Here is a 22,388-nt window from a genome sequence, read left to right as displayed (position 1 = left end):
GTTCCCGAAATGCAAAAAGCACTACATGCTAGTAAACATGTAGTGCAGTATAATTATGATAATATTTTATTTACAATCACTACTGATCAATCAATGCTCTACAACCTGGATCATCCATATTCCAAACAATACGACTCATTGGAGGTTGCTTCATACAACTGAAGTTAAGCGTAGTATTGTAGTGACGCATAACACCAGGGGTATAGTAGTACATGAACTCCTCACTACCCTTCATTAACTTGTCGTAGTTTGACTTCATGGTATAGATAGGATCCCACTGCTGCTGTTGCTGCCCTGGATTAGGAGAAGGTTGCTGCTGTTGCTGGAATGCAGCAACTTCATTAAATAGTTCCCCTTGTAACTTATCCCTTAATGCACCAACAGCCTGTTGATAACGGTCATCATCTGTTGATACGGGGCTAAAAGATCCATCATTTTGCTGGAATTGCACCACCGCACCACACTGTGATACATCTTGACACTGTGCTTGTTGCTGGAAGAATTGCTGAACTTCTTGCTCCTGGTTAGCATTTTGATTTTGACTGGTAAACTGACTGGCTTGATCAAATAACTTATTCCAATCAACTTTTACTTTGACTACATGGTATTTCTCATCAGTTTTAATTTTCCAATCAATACGAGCCGTTAATAAGTTATCCCATTGCCCCCCAGTCATGAGAATGTTATTAATTTGCTGATCCCAACCAGGTGTGGTTACTGCTTGGAATGGTAAGTCTTGGTTAACGACTGATTGACTTGGCACCATCATGGATCTGAATCGATACATGACATTAGTACTTAAGTCATACTCACTGCTTTCATCATTTAGCATGGTACATTTAGGTACTTGTATTTGTCGCTGCTGTCCACCTTGACCAATCGTCAGTTTCTCATTTGAACAAGCAATATCTAAACGACCATTATCAATTTGATTACCGGTTGCCAAGAAAGTGGTTTGAGCCTCAGTAGCAGGCGCAGGAAATGCTTTTAAACCATAGCGATTAGCTTCATCTAATAAATCTTGAAGTGCATCATAGTCGCCTAGTGTAGAAAATGAGCCTCCCATATAGCTTAATGTTTCACCTGCAAAAAAGCCGGATGTTTGCATTTTATGGAATACATTAAAACGAGGAATAGGCATAGAACTGGTAGCAGCTTGTATTGCAACATTACCACGCTTAGGAATGTAGTAAATTTTGCTAGAGTCATAGCCATCTTTCAACAAATAGAAGTTATCATAAATTCTTGCTGAAAATTGTACGTCTGGTGCTTCATCAATAGGTGCAGCAGCCGCTTGCTGAACCATAGCAGCAACAGCAACTGCCATAAGCGTTTTGCCTAATTTCATTATGACTTTCCTTGTAGAAAAAAATGAATAATATTTATACTAACGTTAATGAATTGAATACCTAACTGAATATTAAATTTTCAATAATATAATCGGAGCTATCTCTTATTATTTATACTTCTAACCACTGCACATTTACTTCTAATTACTACACTCTCTAGTTAGGCGCCAGTGATGCTATTTGCTAGGCATAAGCACTGTAAATTAGACTTTTGTCTAAGAAAAGTTAGTGATTCTCCACACAGAAAAATCTTTATTAAGGGTACTTACTCAAATCCTTTTGGGTACATTTAGAGGAAAGACTTACACAGCTAAAAAATAGCTTTTGATACAGATCAATAATTTTAGTTTTCATAAAAAATGTACGTATAGCATAAAGAAAAAAATTATGCGAGGCATTACTACATTATTTAAATTATGGTAACCTCTGTTTCATTACGCTCGCACTATCTTTCTAAAGACACCACTCTTTAAAAAGGTATCATTAAAAATAATAAACACCTTATTGGTATTACACTGATATCACAGGGAAGTTTCATGAAAGTAAAATTACTTCTTTTTCTATTACTTTATGCTCCTCTATCTTGCTTATCTGCAAATTTTTCAGCTGAGATTATTAGTCAGTTTCATTTAATAACTGATCCAAACAACCCAAAGCAGTTATTTTATATTTCTCGCTTTGGTGGCATTGAAAGGATCGCACCTTCAGCTACAGCCAATGTAAGTAATAACAACCTAATCAACACTAACGACGTCTTACCCAATTTTTACGCAGTAACACTGTATGGTTTAGCCCCACCTTTTACTGATAAAGAAATGGTTGGCTTTGGTGGTACTTTTTCAACCATTGAAAACAACGCCTTAGTTAAGCAACTAAAAAAAGAGGCTAAGCAGCTTGGCTATACATCAATACAACCAGCAAGACATCAATTTGCTCAGCTTAATTTCATTGCTACAGCATTTGATGTTATTAATGGCCAGCTAGCACTAGAGTGCAAAATAGAAAAAATTCCTGTTGATCATTCCAGTGAATCTCATGTGACCATGCCTTTATGTAAAATAAAGGGAACTGATCAGGTTTATGATATTAATATTAATCTTCTGTATAGTTTAGAAACTCAATTACACGAGCGAGGCAGTACAAGCACTAAAATTCCATTTGACGCAATTACCCTGCCTGGTTGGAAGCCCCACCTACAAGATTTATTGAACAATGGCAGCCCCTGGAACCATTTATTAACAGGTGTTGTTGACTGGACTATTAGTGACAAGCCTCTCAATATCATCAAGCTAAATGTCGACTGGATAAAACTATATAATTTTACTTTTAGAGAATTAAAATCAGGTATGAACCCATTACTAAGCAGAGAGGATGTTCGTACCAAAATGGAAGAGCTGCTTAAATGTAATGATATCAGACAATGTGGTATTCAATTTGCTGACTCACTAACGCCAGGTAAGGTTGAAGAATTAGGTGAAACATTGTCATTACAAGACACGCTCAGCACAGCCTTATTTACAGAAGCCCATCTTACCCTTAGACGACGAGACCCTTCCGCAACTGGACGAAATCGTTTATCTGCTGCGAATAATACAGAAGAAGTAAAAACCAACTTCATTCCTAAAGTAAACTTTTATCAAGTATTACAGCTTCAAAATGGCAAGCTGGAAATGTTAGCCCCAAATAACAATATTAAACAGTACCGGACTGTGCTAGACATCAACTGCATTAAAGGCAGTATTGATGGTGATATTAACTCAACCAACAACCAGTCTGGTTGTACCAGAACTGCTGATCGTTATGCAAACTATCAATGGAGCCGCTGGCAAAGTAAGCATCGTGCAAATTTTGTTGGTGATTTAGAAATGCCAGTTGGGTGCTCAAAACCAATTAGGGTAAAGGCCCGATCTAAAACAGGGCAACCTTATCTGAGCTTAAAAGAGCGCTTACTGCTCTCCCCCAGAAAGGGGCTATTTTGCTGGAATAAACATCAAGTAGATGGCAAGTGCGCTGATTACGAAGTAAGCTGGCTGTGTGAAAAAGGTTCTTCAGAGCCACCTATTATTATTTGGCCTGAGAGACCCCCAGTTTCATTTGAATTATAGTAACCCCTTTGGTAATTAATTTTTTATTAAGGAGCTGTTTCAAAAATAACAGCTTCTTGCCTCCTTATTGCTCCCCTTCTGTATTTGCTTCTTTGTAAACCAGTGTAAAGTTATTTGATAAGCTTTCTTGATACTGTTACTAATTTATACTCACTTCTATTACTTTATAAATACCATAAAGATAAGTAAGGATATCTATGCTTATTTTTTGCCACTTTTTAAAAGAAACTACTGTTGTAAACTATTTACTTAAAAATAAACAAGGACTAACTTTTTTAAAATTAAAAGTAATACGTAAATTTACGAAATATCTATCTCTACTATTACTTAGCGTCATATATTTCTTACTACCATCCCAAACCTTGGCTCACAGTGGCAATATGTCATTTTTCAGACTAACTCAGCAAGATTCCACCTGGCATTTAACCGCTATTCTAGCCCAGGCAACCGTGCAGTCTTATCTACCATCAACCAATAAACCACCACTTAAGGCAAAGCCTGCTAAACAACTACAAGAAAAACAACTAGTTGACTATCTACAAAATAATATAAATTTTACTATGAATGGCCAATTAGTCCCTTTAAAACTGAATAACGTTAAATTAGGACACCATGAAACCAAGGTCTCATTTAAGCTGAATGCCGTGCCCAAACAACTTGAAAGTATGGATATAGTGATCAAGGCTTTTGCTCATGGAAAAAACCACCATAATATCCTACTTATTTCCTCAACAAGCGCTAAGCAAAAAGTGATTCTCTCATCTAAAAACAACTATTCATCTAAGTTACAATTTACGCCATCCACTAACACTGTGAAGTAAGTGTCCAGCAAAACCCAGCTACCCCCTAACATTTACTTACCTGATGAGTAACGACTACAACATTAGGTAAGTAGCCAAAACACTCAAGTATCCATTAACCTGTCTACTAATCAAACAGCTATTCCACACCTCTACTTTATTTCGTAGCTTTACGTATTTTATTTACACACCAGTCAGTTAGACTAGCCTCGACCAAAAGTCAGCTAATTACTAGTGGTGCACTACAATAGATATGTGTCATCTCATATACCCAGTAGATGGGGTATGCTGTAGTGATTAACACTTTCATTTCTTAACAAAAGATAGTTTGCAGTGAATACTACACCTTCCAACATTCTGGTTATCAACTGTGGCAGTTCCTCCATTAAGTTTGCCGTCATCAACCCTGCTTCTGAGCAAGCGCTTATTACTGGCATTGCAGAACGACTAGGTGAGGCTGGCGCTCAACTAGTGTGGCGAGGCAGCCAACAAAAAAACACAACCGCCCTAGAAACTGCCGATCATGACTTGGCAATGCAAGCCATCTTAACGCTTTTGGCTGAACAGCAATTAGCCGACACGTTAATTGCCATTGGCCATCGAGTAGTACATGGTGGCGAAGCGTTTACTCACTCCACGTTAATTAACAAAGCAGTTAAACAGGCCATCGCTGATTGCCAGTCACTCGCCCCATTACACAACCCAGCTAACTTATTGGGCATAACCATTACCGAAAAATATTTTAGTCAATTACCTCAAGTGGCTGTGTTTGATACTGCTTTTCATCAGACCATGCCAGCCAAAGCCTATTTATATGCTATCCCCTATCGTTTTTATAAAGAAAAAAGTGTGCGTCGCTATGGCTTTCATGGCACCAGTTACCGTTATGTAGCTGAAACAGCTTGCCAACAGTTAGGTATTGATTACCAACACAGCCAATTACTCTGTGCCCATTTAGGTAATGGATGTAGTGCAGTAGCAGTGAGTAACGGCCAAGCTGTAGATACCACAATGGGATTAACGCCTTTGGAAGGCTTAGTGATGGGAACACGCAGTGGCAACTTGGACCCCAATTTATTCTCTTTTTTAGCCGATGAATATGGCTATAGCCTGGAAGACACTAGTCGCATTCTTAACAAAGAAAGTGGCTTACTCGGTCTTTCTGAACTCAGCAATGACATGCGCACCCTTGAAGAAGCAGCCAACCAAGGCAACCAACAAGCCCAGTTGGCCATTTCAGTTTTTTGTTATCAATTAGCCAAAACTTTAGGTGGCTTAGCCACAGCCCTTCCCCGCCTTGATGGCTTAGTCTTCACTGGTGGTATTGGTGAAAATTCATCTTTTGTTAGACAGCAAGTTATCAAGCAACTGGCTATTCTTGGGTTTACATTAGATGAACAAGCTAATCAGCAACATGGCAATAAACAAGGGGTCATTACTCAACCAGGATCAACTTGCGCGTTAGTGGTAAAAACCGATGAAGAGTTAATGATTGCCAGAGATACCGCCAGCCTGGTTAACCAAGCCCCTGCAACTCCTAATCACTGAGGTGAACAATGCATACATTTTACATTGCCCCGACTAGTTTTGGTGTTGGCCTCACTTCAGTTGCCCTTGGTTTAGTGCGCGCACTAGATAGTGTTGGATTAAGAGTCAGTTTTTGCAAACCCATTGCTCAGCAACATGCTTCTGATCAAGGGCCAGAACGCTCTACTCAAATGATACAACAAGTGATGGGATTTACTCCTCCCCCACCTATTTCGTTAGAGCGAGTAGAAGACCTATTAGGCGACAATAAGCGTGATATGCTGATGGAAGAAATTGTCGAGCAGTTTGATCGTGCCGCTATTGATGCAGATGTAGTCATTGTTGAAGGCTTAGTACCAACCCGAGCTGCCCCCTATGTGACTGGTTTAAATGGTGATATTGCTAAAACACTGGATGCTGATGTTATCTTGGTTGCCTCTGGCCAAGAGGATAGCCTGTCTGAAGTAGCAGATAAATTAGAAATTACCGCTGATAACTTTGGTGGTATCCAGCACCGAAAAGTAATTGGCTATATCATCAATAAACTATCCCTTGAGCAGGTTCAACAAATAGAAGACAGTAGCAGTGAAGTATTTGACAAACTGCCAGAGTTTCGTCGTAAGCAATTTCACCCGATAGGTTACATTCCCTGGAATGAGGACATGTCCTCTCCTCGCACCAAAGAAATTGCCGACCTGCTACAAACCCAAATTCTTTATAAGGGTGATATCGAGCAGCGACGAGTGACGGGTAAAGTGCTCTGTGCCAGAACCGCTGCTAATATTTGTCATTTACTCAAACCAGGTAAGCTCATTATTTGCCCAGGAGACAGAGATGATATCATCCTAGCAACCTGTATGGCTGCTAGTAATGGCGTACCACTTGCCGGGTTATTGCTTACCAACGGTATTGAGCCCCATGAGCAAATAATGAACTTATGCAAAAAAAATGTTCAGCAACATGGGCTACCTATTTTACTGACTCAGCTCAATTCTTATAACACGGCAACTACCTTAGACCGGCTAAATAATGAAGTGCCTATCGATGATAGAGAACGTATTGAACTGGTAATGAATTCAGTAGCTGACAAACTCAATGGCGAATGGCTTAAAGAGCGCTGTGGAACTGAAGTAGAAATTCGTATGTCGCCCCCCGCCTTCCGCTATCAGCTGATTAAACGGGCCAACCAGGCTAAAAAACGCATTGTGCTACCCGAAGGTAATGAGCCAAGAACCGTACGTGCTGCATCCATTTGTCACGAGCGTGGTATCGCAGAATGTATTTTACTGGGCAAAACAGACGAAATACATCAAGTGGCGCAAGACCAAGGCTTTCAGCTACCTGAAAGCATCATCATTATGGAGCCTGATATCGTCCGGGGCCGTTATATTTCTCCAATGGTTGAGCTACGAAAACATAAAGGGCTAAATGCCCCTATGGCTGAAGCCCAGTTGGAAGATAATGTCGTATTAGGCACCATGATGTTAGCCCAAGGCGAAGTCGATGGTCTGGTATCAGGTGCTGTACATACTACCGCCAATACAATCCGCCCAGCATTCCAGTTAATTAAAACCCACCCTGATGCAAAACTGGTGTCCTCTATCTTTTTTATGCTGCTACCAGAACAGGTCTTAGTATACGGCGACTGTGCAGTAAACCCAGACCCTAATGCCGAAGAGCTGGCTGATATTGCTATCCAAAGTGCTGACTCCGCAGCCGCTTTTGGCATCCTCCCTAAAGTCGCAATGATTAGCTATAGCACCGGCAGTTCAGGCACAGGAAGTGACGTGGAAAAAGTGCGCGAAGCCACCAAAATAGCACAACAAAAACGGCCTGATTTATTAATAGACGGTCCGCTACAATACGATGCTGCCGCCATTGAAAATGTCGCCAAGAAAAAAGCACCCAACAGCCCAGTCGCAGGTAAAGCGACAGTATTCGTATTCCCCGACCTTAATACCGGTAATACGACATATAAAGCTGTTCAGCGCAGCGCCGACGTGATTAGTGTAGGCCCTATGTTGCAAGGCTTGCGTAAACCCGTCAATGACTTGTCCCGAGGCGCTTTAGTCGATGACATCGTCTACACCATCGCCCTCACGGCTATTCAAGCAGATCAGTTTAGTAGTCGGAAGTAAACTCTTTCACTCCTGTCGCCGAACTTAGCGGGTATGGGGTGACAGGATGTTCTGTAGCTAAGCTTTTTAGCTCTTGATGGACCAGAGATGGTACTTCAAGAGCGGCGGAAGAATGCCCTGTTACTTCATATTTATTCTCCAGTACCCTTTCGCGCTCGCCCTTCTAGTCACCTAATATTCACTCTCTTTAAGCAAAGTGCTATTTTACTGTCATAATTTAATATACCCACTGCGAATGGCTTTTAGGGGCGGCCGTCAAGCTACGAAGCCTCATGAGCCTATAAATAATAGGTGATTGAGGTGAGGAGTGATGACAACAAACCCTAAAAATCATACGCGAAGGGTATAAGCAGTAACCTAATAGGATGTACCTTTCATATGCTTAAAAAACTGCCTCCACCGATAAAAGGCTGCATTGCCTGCTTAATGCTGGCTTTAAATACCATCATACTCAGCTGCCCATTACTTATCATTGCTCTATTAAAGCTTTTAATCCCTATCAAAGCGTGGCAACAAGCCTGTGCCAAAATATTAATCAAAATAGCCGAACTATGGATGTGTATAAACAGCTTATGGATGAAACTGACCCAACAACTTAAGTTAGATGTAAAAGGCTTAAGTAGCCTAAAAAAAGATGGCTGGTATCTAGTGACCAGTAATCATCAGTCCTGGGCAGATATCACCTTATTACAACATATCCTTAATCGTCGTATCCCCATGCTTAAATTCTTTATCAAACAAGAACTCATCTGGATACCTGTTATTGGTCTATGCTGGTGGGCATTAGACTTTCCCTTTATGAAACGATACAGCAAAGCCTATTTAGAAAAACACCCAGAAAAAAAAGGTCAAGACCTAGCCACCACCCGCAAAGCCTGCGAAAAATTCAAAGAAACCCCAGTCGCCGTGTTTAACTTTATAGAAGGCACCCGCTTTACCGATGAAAAACACCGTGCCCAGCAATCCCCTTTTAATCACTTATTAAAACCCAAAGCCGGCGGCATCGGCTTCGTCCTTGGCGCCATGGGTGATCAACTAAAAAGCTTATTAGATATCACCATCTACTACCCAGAAAAACAACTCAGCTACTGGGACTTCCTCTGCGGAAAAATCAATGACGTTGCTATTCGAATAGAGAAAATCGAAATTCCCAAAGAACTTCTTAATAAAGATTATATTAATGACGGCCAATTTCGCGAGCAGTTTCAATTATGGGTAACCGAATTGTGGGAGAAAAAAGATCAGTTGTTGGGGGAGTTGAGTAAGCAGAAAACAGTTGTTAGCTAAACTCCACTCCCTAAGTTAAAAAAACTATTAATTACTTCCTTTTAAATTATAGCAAAAAGTGAAGCTTATAAGAAAAAGCCAGCCAAGCTGGCCTTTTCTTGTTAGTTACTCATTTAATTCGGCAATTAAAAGTTCAAGTCCAATATTGCCATTAACATATTCCTTAAAAACTGCTTGTTTAGAAACCGGTGGCATGTAAAAGCCAATATAATCTAGTCGATCAAAAGTCACAGGCTTATTTTCCAATGTCGTTAGCTTTTGTTGATTAATTTCAGCTACACCTACTGGGCTGATAATATTTTTTTCATCATTATAACCAACCAACATGACATAGTATGGACCTTCTGCCGTATCAGGTAAATATTGGTAACTACCTTGAAACTTAGGTAAATCCATAGCTATCTTTATAGGGCCTGTTGCAGTTATTCCTGCCGGCTGCAACTGATATACCCAGCTGGGACCAGTTAACGGGTGGATTGGTCTGACAATGCCATTGCCTGGAACAAATTGAGTATGAATACGTCGTTCCTGATTTTCAGGGAAAATGAGTTGACCATTACCAAGATCAAAGTTTAGGGCTCCTTGTGCCAAAGATATCTTCGACTTTCCATAAGGAATATATTGATAAGGAATCGAAGGTTGTAAGCTAGGCACTTGTAACAATTTAAGTTGATTTCTTCGCCCCTCTTCAATGCTAACAGGTATATCAACCGAACCTAAAGTTTGGACTTTATGATTAGGGTTTACAACAAGTGTATAACGACCACCTTTAATAGCTAGTGTAGCAGTATCACCAAAACCAAAAGCAAAGGCACCATCCTTATTTGTAAGGGTTTTACGACCTAATTCTTTGATTAGTACTTCAACACCAGCCTGGCTTTTCCCTATTGCATTGACAACACCACCTTCAATAAAGGTAGGGAGTGAACGGGTAAAGAAAGTACTACGATAAAGCTCTTCACCTTTATACTTTACTGTTACAAACACCTGAGCATTGTAGCTTAAGGTTTCTTTACTATAGAAAGCTAAAGCATGTTTTCCTGGTAAAGAACTGGGTTGATAACTAACAGGGGCCTGATCTAAATCGACGCGCTTTAGTTGTTGACCTTTGGCAAATAAAAATTGTACATCCTTATCACTTTTATGCAGGTTATTGGTATTAATGTAGGTTAATCCATGTGCTGTTTGCCTAACCTCAATACTAATATCCTTATTCTTGATAGGCTGGTTAAACTGTAAGCTTATAAAGCTATCTGGTTCGATATGTTTAGCACCATTCTGAGGTGTAATCTGGCTTATAGATAGCGGTGCTACACTTTGGCTAACAGCATTAATAGTCCCCACTAACTCACCTATAACTGTATTGCTTGAGTGTTTTGCCGTTACAGTTAATCGATACTGGCCTACATTTTCAAGTTCAGGAATTGCAATTGAAAGCAATGCTCCTTCTTGAGTAATACCCAACAACCGTTGTTGACCATTAGCGTCAGTTAGTTGGGCGGTATATTCTTCAGAGTTGCTGCTATTAGTTACAGCGGCAAGAACAGTTAGCTGATCAGTTTCTCCTATTATCCATTGATATGGAAAACTAGGAGACACCCACTGCATGTTTAGCGGATTATTGGCTTTGAAAAGGATAGTTTTCTTGTCTTTATAGCCAGAGGCGTCCTTTGCTTCCAAACTAACTCTAAAAGGCTCATTTGCTGGAAGCTGAATTAAAGATTCAAATAAAAACCGGTTATCCCCAGCTGGTAATAAAGCAACAGGATTGCCATTAATGGTAAAGCTGCGGATATTATTATCAGTGACTTCTCCAGCTAATAAATACCGTTCCGTATTCACAATATTAACTGAAGAACCTGACTTTAATGTTGCAGGAAGAATAATCGTTGGTTCAGTGAAATCTTGGAACAACGTAATAATTTCAGTACTAGATAAGCCCAGCGCATCAGTAACAAGTAATTGATATTCCACTTTTTCCTGTTCAGGGACAGTAACCTGCTGTCTAAATAAATACTCATCACCTGTTACTTTGGTTAATTGAATAGGATCATTACTGTTTAATGTTGCAGTTAAACCACCAACTTTACTCGTTATTCGACCATACAAAGTAACCTTATTGTCTGTGATAAAGCTGCTTTTTCCAGGTGATAACAGGTTTATCTTAGGAGGTAAAATACCACTTAAATCATCAGGCTGATACTTATAAGTTATAGTCTGGTTGATGCTTTGAGCTGCAGTAACAATATTGAGATCTAAGGCATTATAACCATGATTTAATTGTAAGGTTGTAGAGAATTGAACTGTATTTGGCTTTATACCTGTAACTAATGCTAATTGTTTGCCTGCTAATTGTGCCGTTATTTGGTTTAAGTCAGTTATACTGGTTTCAAAATAACCGGTAATGCCTACTTCTTTATTATTAAGAATACTTCCAGATTCAGGGGAAATATTACCCAGCTTAAGCATGGATTGAAAGCTAAAAGCTAACTGCACTGAAGATTGATTGTCTTTATTATCTTTTGCCCATAAAGTAAATTCATTAAGTCCAGGTTGAAGAGGTAGCTCTAAGTTAAAGACACCGTTTTCATCCAGTTCTGGGTATATTTGGGTGTCATGGTTATTATGTTTTACCAGCCAAACTGATTTAACCCCACTACCTGAATCTGTCACCTTGCCTGCAATCGTTATGATGGATGTATTAACTGTACGCTCGGTAGCCCCAGTAAGCTCAATAATAGGTACTATGCTATCAGGAAAATCATTGGGATCTCTTGGATTGGTACCTGCTGCTATTTCATCCTCATTAGTAACATTATCCCCATCAATATCATTATCTTTTCCATCAAAAACACCATCATTATCCATATCTTGTGGTATATCATTGGGGTTATAAGGGTCACTTCCTGCTAGTATCTCATCATCATTGGTTATATTATCACCATCAACATCAGAGTCTTTACCATCATAAATACCATCGTTGTCTAAGTCACAAATACTGCCAAAGTCCAAATTTTTTAAAGCATTTGCTCGGTAGTGGACGCCACTACTGGTTTTTACCCGAATATAACTGGCAGCGACAGCACCATAAATATGACTATTAAAATTAATTGGAACAGTGCCTCGTGCATAAACAAAGCCACTGGTTCCTGACTCGCTGGAAAAGTTAATGGAGTCCCAGCCTATAATTAATAGATTTTCCGGCTTACCCCAATAGTTTAGCGATGCTTTAGAACCAACATTCAAGGTATTTTTGACAAATAGCCTTACAGTACCTTCTCCTTTCACTTCCAGTTTACTGCTTGAGCCAAAGCTAAGATTTTCTACCCAGTAATCACCAGGTTTCATAATAAGTTTGGAACTACCATTAACCGTTAACTTTTTAATCCGTGCAATATCATTAGCTGGCTCAAAATAAAGCTCATTATAATAGGTTGCATTAATTTCACCGTAGTCATTTCGTTTAAAGGTATATTTTGCACTATTTGAAAGCCTTTGATAGGAATCACTGGATGAATACTGAAAATCGGCTAGTGGCAAAGAAACTGATGGTTGGCCGTCGACATTACACCAGCCATGATAACAGTTGTAATAAACTGACCAGCCGCTTCCTGTTACCGAGCTAGCATGTAGTGTGGTTGAACTAGGGTCAGTAACCCGGGCATTTAACCAAAACTCAATTGGTCCGGCCGTATGAGACTGAACCCCATTCGCGAATGCAGCTAAACACTGGTTTTGGTAGGGCTTGGCATCTGCTATTAAAGCGCTTCGGCGTACTCGGTGCTGAGGTGCAAACCGGGGTAATACTTCTAAGTCTTCAGGCGCAGTATTAATTACTTCTGCATGACAAGGCACTGAGTTGCAATCAGAGGCTTTTACCTCATCAGAATTTGATGAACTGTGAGGAGAAGATAAACTATTAGAGTGAACTGTCATTGAAGCTAATAACATTAAGCTTAAAAAACCACCCAATAGATGGTAAAACTGTTTATTTTTCATCTGTCTTATTACCACTAAAAACTACCACCAATCGGGTATTAGCAAAAATGTGTAACTATATGCTGAAGCGTACAGTCGAACAAGGGGCCATATGTTTTATCACCTGATTAAAAGAAATCAAATGGTGCCAAGCTCATGAGAAACCACTAGCTATAAATGATATTGTCTGTACTAGCTCTTGAACAACTTTTAAGTTGCCATTAAGCATTGCATATAAATTAGACATAATTGCTTATTTTATTTCTTGAGTATAGTTGTTAAACTTTGCCATCGGCTTTTAGTTCTTCGTAGGTTTTGGCTCCAGCAGCACGTAATATGCAAGCAATTTCTTTATATTCTTGTTCATCAGCATCATCATTTCTTAATGCGCAGTCTAGAGCTGTAATTTCTAATTCTTTATTATATGCATTAACATTGACGTTGTGCTGCAATAAAATTTTAACTAAATGTATATCTCCATCATTAGAAGCGTCAATTATATACGAGTATATATTGCTTTTATCTAGTTTAGTCGTAATATCTAGTCCTTTACTTATCATTAATCTAAATACACTATTTCTTTCTTTTATCAGCTCAGGGTAATTTCGAGTTAAGTCAAATTTCAAGACTGCATATCCAGCTATAGGGTCGCCAAATTTGCTAACAGAGTTTACATCTGCTCCATTTTTTATAATATCAGCTGCCAAATTAAACTTATTACCTATAAGCATATGGTAGAGAATGTTTCTTTTATTATTATCAATATAATTTACATTTGCATTATATTTGCACAGCAGTTTAACAATTTTCTCTTGATCATACTCTGTAGCTACTATCAAACCATTTACCGTATTACCAGAAACATCTTGTTGTTCAGTGTTTACGTCAATGCCATTATCTAAAAAAAACTTAACTATATCATACTGACCGTGTTTTATTGCATGAAAAAATGCAGTATAACCATGAACAATAATGTTAGGGTTAACTCCTTTTTTAAAAAGCTTTTCTACATCAGAAAAGTTTCCTTCTTTTGACGACTTTGCTAACTCAAACTCATTAGCTGTATAGTTTTCACCTTCCAGCTGAGGATAAAACTTTTCACTTCTAACATTTCCATCTTCACAAATAAAACGTTCACGCTCATGGAATCCAGTATATTCATCACAGCCATCAGGGTGAAAAGCAACTAAAGTAAAATTGTTTGCTTTTGATGTTTTTAAAATATCCAACAATAAAAATACACTTTCGTATGATATGCAATATATTTCAATGTTAAACTTCTTTTTATGACTCAATGCTCGTATAGAGCTTATTTCATCATATAAAAACAATGAGTAGAACCTTTCATTCGACTCTTGATTTTCACATAACACAGTTGACAAATTATTCAGGCTTTCCTGGCTAAATCCCTCACTCAGTTTTTCCCACGCAGACCTAATACATTTAAAAATTTTAGTTCTTTTTAATTCATATTCAAGTTCAACAATAATCATTTTATCCACCTACTCCGGAACAGGAATGAAATTTACAAGCTCATTAGCAATATTTTTCTTTCCTTCCTTAGGCAAGCTTGTTGCTTTTAGTGACTCAAAAATCTCAAGCCATGCTGCTTCTGGTTTATTTGCTTTTAATGGGTTAATTGACTTCGCAGATACTTTTAAATACTCATCCCATGCTTCTGAAGTGTAGCTGGATTTATATTTAACCCCAAACTGCTCGGTAATATTTATTTTTTTCGGCTGTGAAGTTATAAAGGCTTCTACCTTGTTAGGAAGATTTTTTTTATCAATACCATATACTGTTTCTACTTCTCCTTTTTTCCCCTTTTTTTTCTTTCGCGTATACTCAAAATCTTGAACTACCCACTTTATTTTGTCTTTAATGTTATTTAAACCAGCATACGTTCTATCTAAAGTGAGCTGCCTTAAAGTATTTCCTCCTGTTTTGCTACACTCAACTCCCTTTATTTTTCCTGTCTTATTGTTTTTTTCATACTCATTGAATTCATTTGTTAACTTTACATATAAAAAGTTCCAGGTGGTGCTAAAGGAGCTACACATAAGCATAGACTTTACTTCGATCCATTTTTGGATTCCATTATCTTCTACAATAATATCAACTTCTCTATCTAGCTCTACTTCTACATTACCAAATACATTTGCAATTAATTTATTATTTTTCTCCACCGCAATCAGCTTGAAATTAGAAGCGAGGTAGCCTGCCACAACAGCGAGTTGAAATTGTGCGGCAGGAATATCATTAAAGTTGCCTACCGCAGGCTTAACGCCAGGTTTGCTTTTATCTTTGTCGCGTATTGCATTATTATAGCTATATGATCGTGACATTAATGTATATATACCTTTTAATAATTCCTCATTGACAGGCTTATTTTTAAATAATTTGTATTGAATAAACGCAATTATACCAATCATTTTATAGGTCGAAATTCTTTGTCCTTCAAATCCTTTTAGTAAGTTCATCATATGGTCAGAACCCACCCCTGCTTTCATGAAAAATGCAGCTCTCCAAAATTGAGGCTTAAGGAATATTTTTCGTATCTCTAATTTTCTCTTGATACTACCCTTGCTTTTTAAGTAGTCACGTATTTGAACAAAAATATCACCTATAATGTGATCACTAATATTCAAATCTTTTTTTAGTGCTTCAAATATTCTGAATCTCTTAAGCAAGCGTTTAACTGGTATCTTCAAACCTTTTACATCCGTTCTTGCATAGGCTTTAGGTACCACTGTATCAATTATGTTTATATACCATGGCATATGTAATTGGCTTGTGTCCCCCTGATAGCTCAATGCTTGTTCAAATCCTCCTTCTGTATACATAGCAAATAAGTCGATCCAAGCCATTAAGTGTTCACTGTTTTGGATAGTAGCTATAAATGACTTGAATTCTTCTTCATGCTCATCAATTAGCACTATTGCATCAGCCAAAAAGGCCATAAAAGCAGCAACATCTTGTAAGTCATCAAAACTACGTTTATCCCAACAACGTTTGGCAAGTTTTCCAATCGTTCCGGCTAATGCTTTGATAAACGGTGAGTTGGGATCGATTCGATCAAATAGTTTATTAAGTCCTTTAGATACCAATTTAAAGGGCTTGGTGACTGGTAAGGGGATAATGGAAATTGTTCCCAGTGCCCCAGTCAGTAGTTTGGTAGCTTCAAATTTAGGATCGTCAGTTGCCAGGTAGTATATTTGTTTACCTAATTCGGCAATATCTTCATAGGGCACAACCCAAGATAAGGCTTCTTTACCCCACTCTACGGCAGTTTCTGCCCAAGACTTCCAGTCCACATCCCAAAATGCATAAGCAGGTGTAAATACTGAACTTAAAGGTAAATTGACAGGTGTATTATTATAACCCACTGCATTGACAGTAGCCCCATGCATATTAGCGCTGGCAGTTAAGGTGTCACTAAATAATTGACTGGAAACCACCCCTAAATACTGTTCGGCTTGCTTAGAAACAACAGCCACTTTAACTAATCTAAGGTTGCTACCAGTGGGTTGTTGGTTTAATACCCCTGTACTGCTGATGTCGATTTGAGTCGTACCGTTTTGACCAATCGTGACTTCCATTTGTTGTTGGCCATTAGGTAGTTGTGCCAAAGCAGGAGCATTTAAGTTATACCAACGGAATCCACTGATTTGCCCTTTAAACCGTTTACCTAGCACTAATGCACGACTACTGCCGTAGCTGATATCACCTTCCGCTTGAGTTTCAAAACGTTGACCATTAACCAGCAAGGTCAGTTGGTTATTTTCATAACGGGCAACAACAGTAGCCCATTGATTTAGAGATAATACATCGCTGGTTAAGTGATAAATACCATTACTGGTGGTGACTTGATAGCGTAGCTTGCCTTCACTGGTCAGTAACAGCTTTTGACCAACGCCTAACTTAACAATTTCACCACTGTTCGCGGTGGGTTTAATCGCTAAACGAAAGCCTACATTTTGGTTTAAGGCTAAGTGTTCAGCATCTGACACCAGCAGTTTACTTTCTACGTTGTCTTCACCTTCAACAACACCAAAGCGATAACTAAAGCCAGCACTTAATGGGTGGTCTTTGACTAAATCGACGTTGGTCAATTCAGCTTCAAATAACCCAGTTTCATCTTTAACCTGATCCCTCCAGCGTTCATTCATTAAAAAAGCAGCCACAGGTGCAATGGCGGGTTCTGCTTCGCTACCTAATTTAACCGGCAGTTTCTCACCCGGCTGACCTTTTAAGGTAATAGTGGTTGAGGTAGGGTAACTAAGATCAAGCTGATTATTTGTAAAGGTAGTGAGTGTAAAGGTGGCATCGGTTGTTTGATCACCCACAATAACTGCATTACCAACATTTAAATGTGCTTTAACAGCAAGTGGTTGCACTGTCACTTCCTGGCTGGAAGAGTAGGTAATACCTGTGGTAGCAACTACTTTGCCTTTTTTATACTGAAAGCCAGTATGCCATAAGACAGAAGCTTTACCTTGGTTGTTAGTGATGACCTCATTATTAACTAATCGTCCGACATTACTAATAACGGAAATTGGTACATTGGCTAAGGTTTTACCTAAGCCGGTGGCGGTTACTTCAATAGTTTCCAGTGCATTTGGTCTAACCAGGCTAGGCGCTTTAATCGCTAAATCGATTGGATGAATAGTAATGGGCTCAGTACGAACAGCCTCACCAGACTTAATTGTTAAATCAAAGGTGCCATCTAATAAACTCCCTTTTAACGTGGCAGTGGCATAACCACGTTCATCCGTACTGTTATCTTGCTCAGTAATATACACATCACCTGCAATTGACCAGTCAATCGGGGTGTGTTCCGCGACAATATTATCGTGTTTATCAAACACCCGCACTTTAACTTTGGTTTCTCCCACCTGCTCAATAAAGGCGTTGTTTTCTACTTGATATTCAATGCGGTGAGGTTTACCAGGGAGCACTTCAACTGTAGTGAACTTGGCCGTATCTTCCGTTAAGCCTAGGGTTTTAACTGCCACAATCCCTTTAGCACCAGCGGTTGGAGGCATCGTGAGTGTATTACGGAAATAACCTGTATCATTTTGAGTAGCGGGTTTAGCCATACGTCCTGCGCCGTCTACTTCCCATTCAATAGTAGCGGGATCATTGCCTTCCGCATTATACCCCATGACCACTGCCCCTAGAGGTACAACCGGATCATCGGCGGTGACGACATAAGTACCATCCTCTCGCCAGTTTTGGTCATTACCAACAATGGGGCTACCAATAGCAAGATTGGTAAACGCATACTCCCACAAAATATTACTGGCATCATTATTCAGAAACAGTCGTAGGGTTAGATAATCTTCAGGTTCGATTTCAGAAAGGTGTTCGATATTGTTAAAGACAATGGTTTGTTCGCTGCCTTCTCGTTTTACTTCAAAGCCATATTCCTGCTCACCCATGGCGAGGACAAACTCTCGTTTGCCGTCGATGGTTTCCAGTTGATTAAAGGCTGGGCTGATTAAATCGAAGGCCACTTCTAAGGCATTGTCACTACCACTAATGACGGGTATTTTTTCCCCGTAGATATTAACGGTTTTATCGTCCCCCGTTTTACGGCGAATGGCGTCTATTTCTAAATCATAAACAGAGAACTGTAACTCAGGACGATAGACCCAATGATAGATAGGCTCAAACTCGTCTTCTTTATCTATTGCTTTAAGATGGGCTTTTCGAACAAGTGTATTTTTCTCATCATAAAGCTGTACTTGTAAAGGTACATAGGTTTTTGGGCGGTATTTTAATACCCCATCATGATCAGGGTTGCTAGAAAAGTCATTTTCCCGATCAATTGGGCTACCATTAACCTGAAAATAGTAATGAAAGTTACCGGCATTTCCCTCGGTAAACTTGACCACCTGCAAACGACGGCCAGGGTCTATTGCAATTTCATGAATTTGACTAGCGGCTAATGGATCGTTACTTTTGCTGGGGTCTTGCACAATTTTGGCTAAACGTGCCGTATAACCACGACCTTCCAATTCGGCAGGCAGCGGCCGTCCATCATTGTCTAACCATTCCGTGTGTACTTCAATAATATAGTCACTGGTTAAGGCTGTCCCTTCATTGCCGATATTATGACGCTTCGCATCGCTATTGGCTTTAATCCCTTGTGGTTGGTAACGACGTGTAGCCCATACTTTTAAATTAGGCGGTGATAGTATAATGGTGGGTACAGGTGATGTTATATTACCTCCAGCTTGGGTGCCTCCCAGGGTGGTTAATGCGGTACCGATATAACCGGTAGCCCGGTTAATGGCGATTACCCGAATGGGCTCACCTGTACGTAAATGATCTGCCTTACGTTCAAATAAAGCAGGATTCATTTTATTCTTGGCTTGCCAGTCACTCCAGTCATCATAAGCTTGGCGCTTAAAACTAAATACATCTTCTGGACTGCGCACCATCATTTGATAGAAGAAGCTATTATTTTTACTCACACCAGTATCATAGCTATTAGCTTCATTTTCGCTGAGCCCAACCCGTTCAGTTATTAATTCGCCTGTAGACTCACGAAACACATAAATATCAGTATTGGCTAAGTCTTCCTTGTTTATGGTTTTTAACAAACCCTGAGGAGTAGCATGGGCTTGTGTATCAATCAGTTTGGTAAAGTTAGGTTGATGATCACTACGAGGTGAGCCAGATAAAGAAATACCTTGTAAATCGCCTGCTTCATCCTTAATAAATTGACCATCTTCAGGATTAATCTTACCACGCTCCACAATATCATCTGTACCATCACCGTCATAATCCAAAGTTGGTTGTAGCATTAATACTTCTGGGCTAGCCTCTGCACTATAAGTAGTTTTATCTTCGGTGATTTCTACATTATTAAAAACTACCTGCCCACTAATTAAATGCACACCAACAGGTATGTCAATTCGCTGTACATTTTCAGGAGAAGCAATTACCAACCCTCTTACGTAATTCCATGCAGCAATGGCAGCTAGATCGTAGCCTGGCGGCCAAGCTCCCATTCCCATACAACGATCAACCGACAGCCGTTGTAGATAATAAGGGACTGTTGGCTTGCCCCGTGGGTTAAAGTTATTATAGTAAAGACGAATATGTGAATAGATCGTTGGCGTATAGTTAAATCCAGGACAAGGAGATAAACGATAAGTACTGGCATAGCGGCCATTTTCGTCTGTTACACCAAAACCATTGACATAACCTGTAATACTTTCAATGGATACCCCAGGAATAGGCGCAAAAAAGTTCTGCATTTTTCCATTGTAAGCATTTCCTTTATATTCTGAGCTATCTTCTACTTCATCACCAACTTTTTTAGTACCAAATGCAGTGAGATATCCAATCCGATTTTGGCTTTGATAAAGAATTTCACCATCTTCCGCTACTAATAAAGATTGAATGCTGTCCTCAATTGCTGGATATTTAATCAGATCTACTGGAAACGATTTAATAGCTAACTGTTCACCATCAGTTGTAGCACGGTGTTGTAAACCTGGTATAGCAACTACTTTTGTATCAACAGGTAATTGAGGCAGCTTTTGAATAGGCTGATTTAATGCAGAGTTAAGGGAGTTATTTTCACGGAAACTGTTGTATTGATCAATGGTTAATAAATCAACTTGATCTTCATAAATACGTTTGAGTTGTTGATACTGCTCAATATAAGACCTATAGGCATCACCAGCAATCACTAGAGATTTAAATGCACGTACTCCACTAACAGGTATGCGCGAATGCCCTCCTGCTTGATTATACTCAGCCCATAGAGGATATCCATCATCATCTTTTATGATGGCTCTGGCAAATACATGGCCGGTATGAATCCCTTGTTCAAATCCATCGGGGTTTAACCCATAAGCAGGGATTTGTGAAAGGCCAAATATGACCGCTGCCAAACTGAATAACCGCTTTAACAACATTGATTACTGCCTTTTCTTTACCACATAAGCCAGCAAGAAATAACTTGTACAACCTATAGTTAACCAAACAAACTATTTCCTACTGCCCCTGCAAATCCCGAAAAAAAAAATTAAATATAGCCAAAGCGAATGACTTTTAGGGGCGGCCGTCAAGCGAAGAGTTCCAGTAGCTCTTTTATGTAAATTAAAGTAGCTACCGCAAGTCTTGCTGTTTCAGACTTGCCCCCATGAGTTTATGTTTAAATAAATGATTGGGGTGATGAGTGACGACAACAAACCCTAAAAATCATTCGCAAAGGGTATAACTATAAGTATTCAACTTTAAGATCTTTTACAGCCTCTTCCGATGCTGTCTTGACTGCTTGCTTTAATTGCAATGGTGCCAGTATCTTTCTAATTTCATCACTAACGGCAACCAATGTTTTAGCTGGTGTTTTTATTTCAGCTACTACTTCCAGCCGATACAAATTACCGTTTACTACTGTTACTGGTGACAACTGACCTTGTGCCGTACCCTCTAATAATTTTTTTATCCCATCACTAATCAATGCAGGATTGACTTCAGCAGTTTGGATACTCGCAATTATATTTTGCTTCTTTAACTCTGCAACAGCCTCTTGCCAATTACTATTTTGACTTATCTCACTAAATAGTTCAGACGCCTCTGTTAGTTTGTTAGCTGGTAAATTAATAGTTTTAATTAAGCGATAACGTTTTCTTGTAATACCACCGAATTTTTCAGGGTGTTTTTGGTAGTAGTCTTGAATCATTTGATCAGTAACAGGTTCAACTTTAGCATTATCAGCCAAATATTGACGTACCAACAACTCTTCTCGATAGGCCTTTACTTTTAGCTCTAAAGCTGTTTTTTCATCAACAGAAAGTGCTGCAGATGCTTGCTGAGCCATCGCTTTAGATACGACTAAACTTTCTAATAGCTTTACACCAATCTGATCATACATAACTGCCAGCGTACTAGAACCAACGGTTCTTTCAGTGACAAAATCCAACTCTTGTTGGGTTATAAACCAGTCGCCTACTTTGGCAATTTTTTGGTCATCATCAGCCGTATTAACTTCTTCTGTAGATTGATGTTGATGTTCATTTTGATTTAGAGAAACAGGATCGTTATCTGCCTGCTGTTTTTCACATGCAGTCAGTAATAGTAACAATGGGAAAAATAATGGTATGAGATATTTCATATTGTAGAATAACCTAGACTATACCCTTCTCGAATGATTTTTAGGGTTTGTTGTCGTCGCTCTTCACC

At 39.2% G+C, this 22,388-nt stretch carries 10 protein-coding genes; 5 read left to right on the top strand and 5 right to left on the bottom strand.

Annotated elements, in window-relative coordinates:
• Positions 1-79 precede the first annotated feature (79 nt).
• A complete protein-coding gene (locus OQE68_RS18900; protein ID WP_180567635.1) occupies positions 80-1,348 on the bottom strand; it encodes a hypothetical protein in 1,269 nt (422 codons plus the stop codon).
• Between the two features lie 537 nt (positions 1,349-1,885).
• Between OQE68_RS18900 and OQE68_RS18895 the strand changes: the two genes are divergently transcribed.
• The 5 genes from OQE68_RS18895 (at position 1,886) to yihG (ending at position 9,206) form a co-directional block, all read left to right on the top strand.
• Entirely contained in the window at positions 1,886-3,454 is a 1,569-nt protein-coding gene (locus tag OQE68_RS18895; protein ID WP_180567634.1) for a hypothetical protein, read from the top strand.
• 380 nt (positions 3,455-3,834) lie between these two features.
• On the top strand, positions 3,835-4,275 hold the full coding sequence (locus OQE68_RS18890) for a hypothetical protein (protein ID WP_180567633.1): 441 nt from the start codon (positions 3,835-3,837) through the stop codon (positions 4,273-4,275).
• 312 nt (positions 4,276-4,587) lie between these two features.
• Entirely contained in the window at positions 4,588-5,802 is a 1,215-nt protein-coding gene (locus OQE68_RS18885; RefSeq protein ID WP_180567632.1) for an acetate/propionate family kinase, read from the top strand.
• Between the two features lie 8 nt (positions 5,803-5,810).
• Positions 5,811-7,919 carry a phosphate acetyltransferase gene (gene pta / locus OQE68_RS18880; protein ID WP_180567631.1) on the top strand — a complete coding sequence of 703 codons (2,109 nt, stop codon included), beginning with the start codon at positions 5,811-5,813 and terminating at the stop codon, positions 7,917-7,919.
• Positions 7,920-8,297: 378 nt separating this feature from the next.
• A complete protein-coding gene (gene yihG, locus OQE68_RS18875) occupies positions 8,298-9,206 on the top strand; it encodes a 1-acylglycerol-3-phosphate O-acyltransferase, YihG family (protein ID WP_180567630.1) in 909 nt (302 codons plus the stop codon).
• A 105-nt stretch (positions 9,207-9,311) separates the two neighbouring features.
• Here yihG and OQE68_RS18870 read toward each other — a convergent pair whose 3' ends face one another.
• The 4 genes from OQE68_RS18870 to OQE68_RS18855 all read right to left on the bottom strand — a co-directional run bounded on the left by OQE68_RS18870 (position 9,312) and on the right by OQE68_RS18855 (position 22,320).
• Positions 9,312-13,205, bottom strand: coding sequence for a thrombospondin type 3 repeat-containing protein (locus tag OQE68_RS18870; RefSeq protein WP_180567629.1), 3,894 nt, complete (start codon positions 13,203-13,205; stop codon positions 9,312-9,314).
• A gap of 257 nt (positions 13,206-13,462) precedes the next feature.
• Complete coding sequence (locus OQE68_RS18865; protein ID WP_180567628.1) at positions 13,463-14,677, bottom strand: ankyrin repeat domain-containing protein; 1,215 nt, start codon at positions 14,675-14,677, stop codon at positions 13,463-13,465.
• A 9-nt stretch (positions 14,678-14,686) separates the two neighbouring features.
• Entirely contained in the window at positions 14,687-21,118 is a 6,432-nt protein-coding gene (locus tag OQE68_RS18860; RefSeq protein ID WP_266195777.1) for a LamG-like jellyroll fold domain-containing protein, read from the bottom strand.
• A 305-nt stretch (positions 21,119-21,423) separates the two neighbouring features.
• A complete protein-coding gene (locus OQE68_RS18855) occupies positions 21,424-22,320 on the bottom strand; it encodes a peptidyl-prolyl cis-trans isomerase (protein WP_180567626.1) in 897 nt (298 codons plus the stop codon).
• Positions 22,321-22,388: the final 68 nt, after the last annotated feature.

Source organism: Spartinivicinus marinus (assembly GCF_026309355.1).
Taxonomy (GTDB): domain Bacteria; phylum Pseudomonadota; class Gammaproteobacteria; order Pseudomonadales; family Zooshikellaceae; genus Spartinivicinus; species Spartinivicinus marinus.
Note: the sequence above shows the minus strand (reverse complement) of the source record. Positions and strands in the feature narration are given on the sequence as shown.